The 4994-nt window shown below is 68.8% G+C and carries 4 protein-coding genes; 2 read left to right on the top strand and 2 right to left on the bottom strand.

Going from position 1 to position 4994, the window contains the following annotated elements:
* Positions 1-31: 31 nt before the first annotated feature.
* Positions 32-1057, bottom strand: a complete 1026-nt coding sequence (locus QZV81_RS07110) for a CocE/NonD family hydrolase (protein WP_292834916.1) — start codon at positions 1055-1057, stop codon at positions 32-34.
* A 28-nt stretch (positions 1058-1085) separates the two neighbouring features.
* Positions 1086-1679, bottom strand: a complete 594-nt coding sequence (locus tag QZV81_RS07105) for a TetR/AcrR family transcriptional regulator (RefSeq protein ID WP_292834912.1) — start codon at positions 1677-1679, stop codon at positions 1086-1088.
* Positions 1680-1839: 160 nt separating this feature from the next.
* Between QZV81_RS07105 and QZV81_RS07100 the strand changes: the two genes are divergently transcribed.
* Positions 1840-3435: an FAD-dependent monooxygenase gene (locus tag QZV81_RS07100; protein WP_292834909.1), complete on the top strand. Its 1596-nt coding sequence runs from the start codon at positions 1840-1842 to the stop codon at positions 3433-3435.
* Complete coding sequence (locus QZV81_RS07095; RefSeq protein ID WP_292834905.1) at positions 3432-4799, top strand: FAD-binding protein; 1368 nt, start codon at positions 3432-3434, stop codon at positions 4797-4799. Before QZV81_RS07100 ends, QZV81_RS07095 begins: the two co-directional genes overlap by 4 nt.
* Positions 4800-4994 lie beyond the last annotated feature (195 nt).

Raw genomic sequence — 4994 nt, 5'->3', positions numbered from 1 at the left:
AGAAACCTAGACAGGAAGCGGCGTGCGGCCATCACGGCACTCCGAAAACACCCACCGACATGTCAGAAGCGCCCTTTTTGGACGCCTCTTTCGAGGTCCAGTGGGGGTTGTCGATGTGGCGCACGAGGGCGTCGACTTCGGTGACGACCTGGCTGACGAGGACGATCATGCCGTCAGGCTTGTGCTCCTCGAAGATGCGCGTGAGCATGCCGACGCGTGGATCGGGGAGGTCGGTGAGGACTCCGCCGTCCTCGTCTTCGCGCTCGGTAGTTTTCAGGTCTGTGGCCACACCGAAGAGGGTGGTGAGGAAGTCGATGGAGTCTTCGGCGGTGGCGATGACGCGCTGCCGGAGCTGGTCCAGGCGTTCTGCGATTGAGCTGTAGCGGATCGCACCCTCCCCTCCGCCTTCGAGCTTGCGGCGGATGCGCGCGGTGAGCGAGTCGAGGATCTCCTGCGCGGATCTGCCTTCATACTCCTCGGGGACGGGGGGCAGCTGGCCGTTTTCGGTCATCTTGCGGATGGCCGTGCACAGTTCGTTCGCGAAGAACGCCCGGAGCGCGGGAGGTCTGCGTGCGGCCACCAGCGGTTGGACCATTCCGTAGTACGACGTGCCGAAGAGCACCACGTCGCCGTTGCACCAGGGCTGCTCGGCCGCCCAGGCGATGACCTTCTCGTGATCATCGACGTCCTGCGGGTCGAAGAAGACGACCTGCTCACCGGTCGAGCGCCCCATGCCGCGACGCTCGACGACGACGGGGCAGTATCCGCGGTCGGTGAACACCGGCGGCGAGCCGATCTCGTTCGTCCCCGTCGGCAGCCCCGCCGTGTGGCCCTCGGTGCTGTAGCCGGCGAAGCAGACGACGGCGGGATAGCGCCCTTTGACCTTCGGCAGATAGACGTCGGCGTGCAGCCGGACGCTGTCGCCGACGTCGACGAACTGGTCGAGCAGTGTCCGATTGCCGAGTCCCTGCATCGCGAAGGCGGTGGGCGTCCATCCCGCGTACTGCGGGCCGTAGGTGGAACCCTTGAGCGGTAGCGCGTGGTCGTGGTGGCTCATCTGGGTGCTCCGGCGAGGTCGGGGCGCGTCATGCGCCTTCTGGTTCGGATGGCTCGCCCGCGACGGAGGTCAGCAGCCCGAGCAGGCGCGCGAGCATGCGCCTCGTCTCGGCGTTGTCCGCGTTCGCGCCCTCCGCGAGGGTGAGCACCGCGGCGCCGACCGCGGCCGCGTGCAGGAGCCTGCCGTCGAGAGTGTGCGATCCGATGGCCTCGGGCCCATCGACGTCGCCGGTCAACGCGGCGAGCAACGAGGTCGCCCGCTGCCGCATCCCCGAAGCGAGCGCGTTGAAGGCCTCGCCCGCCACCGGCTCGGCATCGGCGGCGAGCATCAGTGTGGCGAGCGCCCGGGTGGTCTCGGTCGCGACGGCGAACGCCGTGACGTTCTGCACCGCCTCCTCCACCGAGCTCGGGAGCCCACGGGTAACGAATAGGGCGAACTGGTTCTGCACGATGCGCTCGGCGACCGCGCGCACGAGGTCGCTGCGCGTCGGGAAGTAATAGGTCAGGTGTCCCTGGGTCATCCCCGCCCGCGACGCGACCCCGGTCTGGGTGAGCGCCGGATAGCCGCCCTCGCGTACAGCGGCGATGGCGGCGTCGAGCAGTGCTTCACGACGGTCTGGCATCCAAGTGTCTCTTTCCGAAGAACGCCTACCTTGGTACAGTAACCAAAAAAATGGGCAGTCGAGCAGTTTGGCCTCGAAAGCAGGCGGTACCACCCCACCCCGCCGGGCCCCCGCACGAGGAGTCCCGCGCCCGAACGCACGGCCGATACAGGAGAGCACGATGGTCGACGAAGCATCCACACAACCGCCAACCGACGTCCTCGTCGTGGGCGCCGGACCGGTCGGACTGGTCGCCGCGGTCGACCTCGCACGGCGGGGTGTGGCGGTGCGGATCATCGACAAGCTTCCCGAGCCCACCGACGAATCCCGGGCGGTCGTGCTGCACGCGCGGTCCCTCGAACTCCTCGATCAGCTCGGTGTGCTGGCCGAGATCGCGGCTACCGGCGTGAGAACGACCGGCGCGGAGATGCACGCGGACGGCTCGATACTCGGACGCGTCGGCTTCGACACGATCGACAGCCCGTTTCCGTACTCGATCACGATTCCGCAGACCGACACCGAACGCATCCTGCGCGAGCGTCTTTCATCGCTCGGCGTCGACATCGAGCGGGGCGTGACCTACACGGGCCTCGAGCAGGACGGGAGCGAGGTGCGCGCGAACCTGACCCACCCCGACGGTACAACCGAGGTCGCGCGTGTGGAGTGGCTCGTTGGGTCAGACGGCGCGAAGGGCGCCGTACGGCACAGCCTGGGCTTGAAGCTCGAGGGCGTCTTCAAGGGCGAGCGGTTCCTCATGGGCGACGTCGATGCCGACTTCGCCCACGAGAAGCAGTCGTTCCACATCTTCTTCTCCACAGGCGACGCCGTCGGGATGCTGTTCCCGATGGCGGGCAAGCGGGTGCGTGTGATCTGCCAGATCCCCGCCGACACCCCCGAGACGCGCGAACCGACTCTCGGGTGGCTTCAGGAGTCCGTCGACGAGCGCCAGATGGACGTCAGGATCGAGTCCTCGCGGTGGCTCACCATCTTCGAGATCCATCACGCGCAAGTGCCGCGGTACCGCACGGGCCGCGCGTTCCTCGCGGGTGACGCTGCCCACGTCCATTCTCCCGCGGGCGGGCTCGGCATGAACACCGGCATCCAGGATGCCTTCAACCTCACCTGGAAGCTCGCGGCCGCCATGCAGGGCGAGGCGAGCGAAGAGCTCCTCGACAGCTACCACGCCGAGCGCCACCCCGTGGCCGCCGATGTCATCAAATTCACGACGGAGCTGACGCACGCCGGCACTCTCAACTCGCCCTTCGCCCGCGAAGCGCGAGATCTGCTCATGAAAGCGGGCCTGGAGCTGACGCTCGCGCGCCATTCGATGGCGAATGAGATCGAGCAGATGACCGTCCAGTACCGGTACGCACCGCTGGGCGAAACGGGCCACCGAGGTCCCGTCCGAGCGGGCGACTCCGTCCGCGCCGTCGCCGAGGTCGGACTGTGGCCGGCCCTGGCCCACCGCGACCCGAGCGGATCGGGATACGCCCTCGTACTGGTCGCCAACGAGGCCGGCGCGTTCCCCGACCAGGCCGTGCCGGCCGGAGCGCAGACGATCCGGATCGCGCCGACAACCGATGGTGGCGCCCTCGCAGATCCCGAGAGGCGGGTCGCCGCGCGTTACGGTCTCGACGCGCGCGGCGGCGCCATCCTGGTGCGCCCCGACGGATACATCGCCGCGATCTGCGATGCCGAGCACCCGACCGACATCGACGCGTACACCGCCGCGTACATCGGCCCCGGCTCGGCCACGCCCTCCGAGGCACTCCGGTGAGCAAGATCGACACCTTCCGCCGCGCGGGCATCTCGGTCGTCCTGGCCCCCGGCGACGCCGGCTACGCGGATGCCATGGCGGGCTTCGACCTCGGCGTCGAAGTTGCGCCGTCGGTCGTCATTGACGCGCAGACAGCGACGGATGTCGCATCCGCCGTCTCGGTCGCCGCCGAACAGGGCACGCGGCTCACCGCGCTGGGCTCCGGGCACGGCCGCCTAGACCCGCTCACAGGCGGCGCTGCGATCAGCCTGCGCGCGCTCGACACGGTCGAGGTGGACGCCTCGGCCGGCACCGCTCGCATCGGAGCCGGATGCACCTGGTCACCCGTCGTCGCGTCGGCCGCTGCTCACGGTCTCGCGGCGCCGTGCGGGTCATCGCCCGCCGTGGGAGTCGTCGGCTATCTGCTCGGCGGAGGCGTCGGCCCGCTCGCCCGGTCTTTCGGCTTCAGTTCCGACCACGTGCGCTCGTTCGAGGTCGTGACCGCAGCCGACGGGCCGATCACCGTCTCACGCGACGCGCACCCCGACCTGTTCTGGGCGATGCGCGGAGGCAAGGTCGGGTTCGGCGTGGTCACCGCCGTGACGGTCGAGCTGCTGCCGTATGCCGAGATATCGGGGGGAGGCGTCTACTTCGGTGCCGATGCGGCACCCGACGTCCTGGGCGCGTACGCCGACTGGGCATCGGGCTTGCCGGAGTCCACTACGACCTCGATCGCGCTATTGCGGCTTCCCGATTCCCCTGCGCTGCCGCCCGCCCTCAGTGGCAGGCACGTCGCCCATGTGCGCTTTGCGAGCCTCGACGCGTTCGACTCGGCCCAGGCCCAGCTCGTACCGCTGCGCGCGGCCGCGACGCCTCTGCTGGACACCGTTGGCGTGCTGCCTTACGCGCAGGTGGGGTCGATCCACGCCGACCCTACCGCGCCCATGCCCGTCGCCAACGGCACCGCATCACTCACAACCCTCGACCACGCGACTGTCGATGCGGTGCTCGCCTCGGGCGGACTCGACGTCGATCTCCCGCTATCGGCGGTAGAGATCCGGACGCTCGGCGGTGCTACGCTGCGGGAATCGGACCTGGATGCAGTGGGTGGTCGGCCGACCCAGCAGCTGCTCAACGTTTACGCAGCGCCCGTCCCATCGCTCCCTGACGAGGCTCGGCTGACCGCAGCACGCTCCGTGCTAGATGCGACCGCAGGGCACCACCTGCCCAACCCACTGGTGAACTTCGTCGGGCGAGCCAACGCCTCTCGTGCCTTCGAGACCTCGTGGCGCGACGACCAGAAGACGCGCCTCGACGACGTCCGACGCGCGCACGACCCGGCCGGCGTCTTCGATACTCATCCCGCGCGCTCTCGCACTGGATAGTCCGAGCCATCGCGAACATTCGCACCCTCACGGTCAGGCCCGGCACGGTTCTTCTCGTGCCCGAGGTGCTCGGTCAGCTCCTCGTTCACGCTGTCTCGAGCACGTTCTTCGTGAACAGCTTCAACAGCCCCTCCGGCCCGCTAGGTGCGAAATCGCCCGCGCCGCCGCCGAAGGTGGGTACGAGGTGGTCGAAGA

The sequence above is a fragment of the Microbacterium sp. genome (assembly GCF_011620665.1).
In the GTDB taxonomy this organism is placed as follows: Bacteria; Actinomycetota; Actinomycetes; order Actinomycetales; family Microbacteriaceae; genus Microbacterium.
The sequence above is the reverse complement of the archived record's forward strand: the minus strand, read 5'-3'. Positions and strand labels throughout refer to the sequence as shown.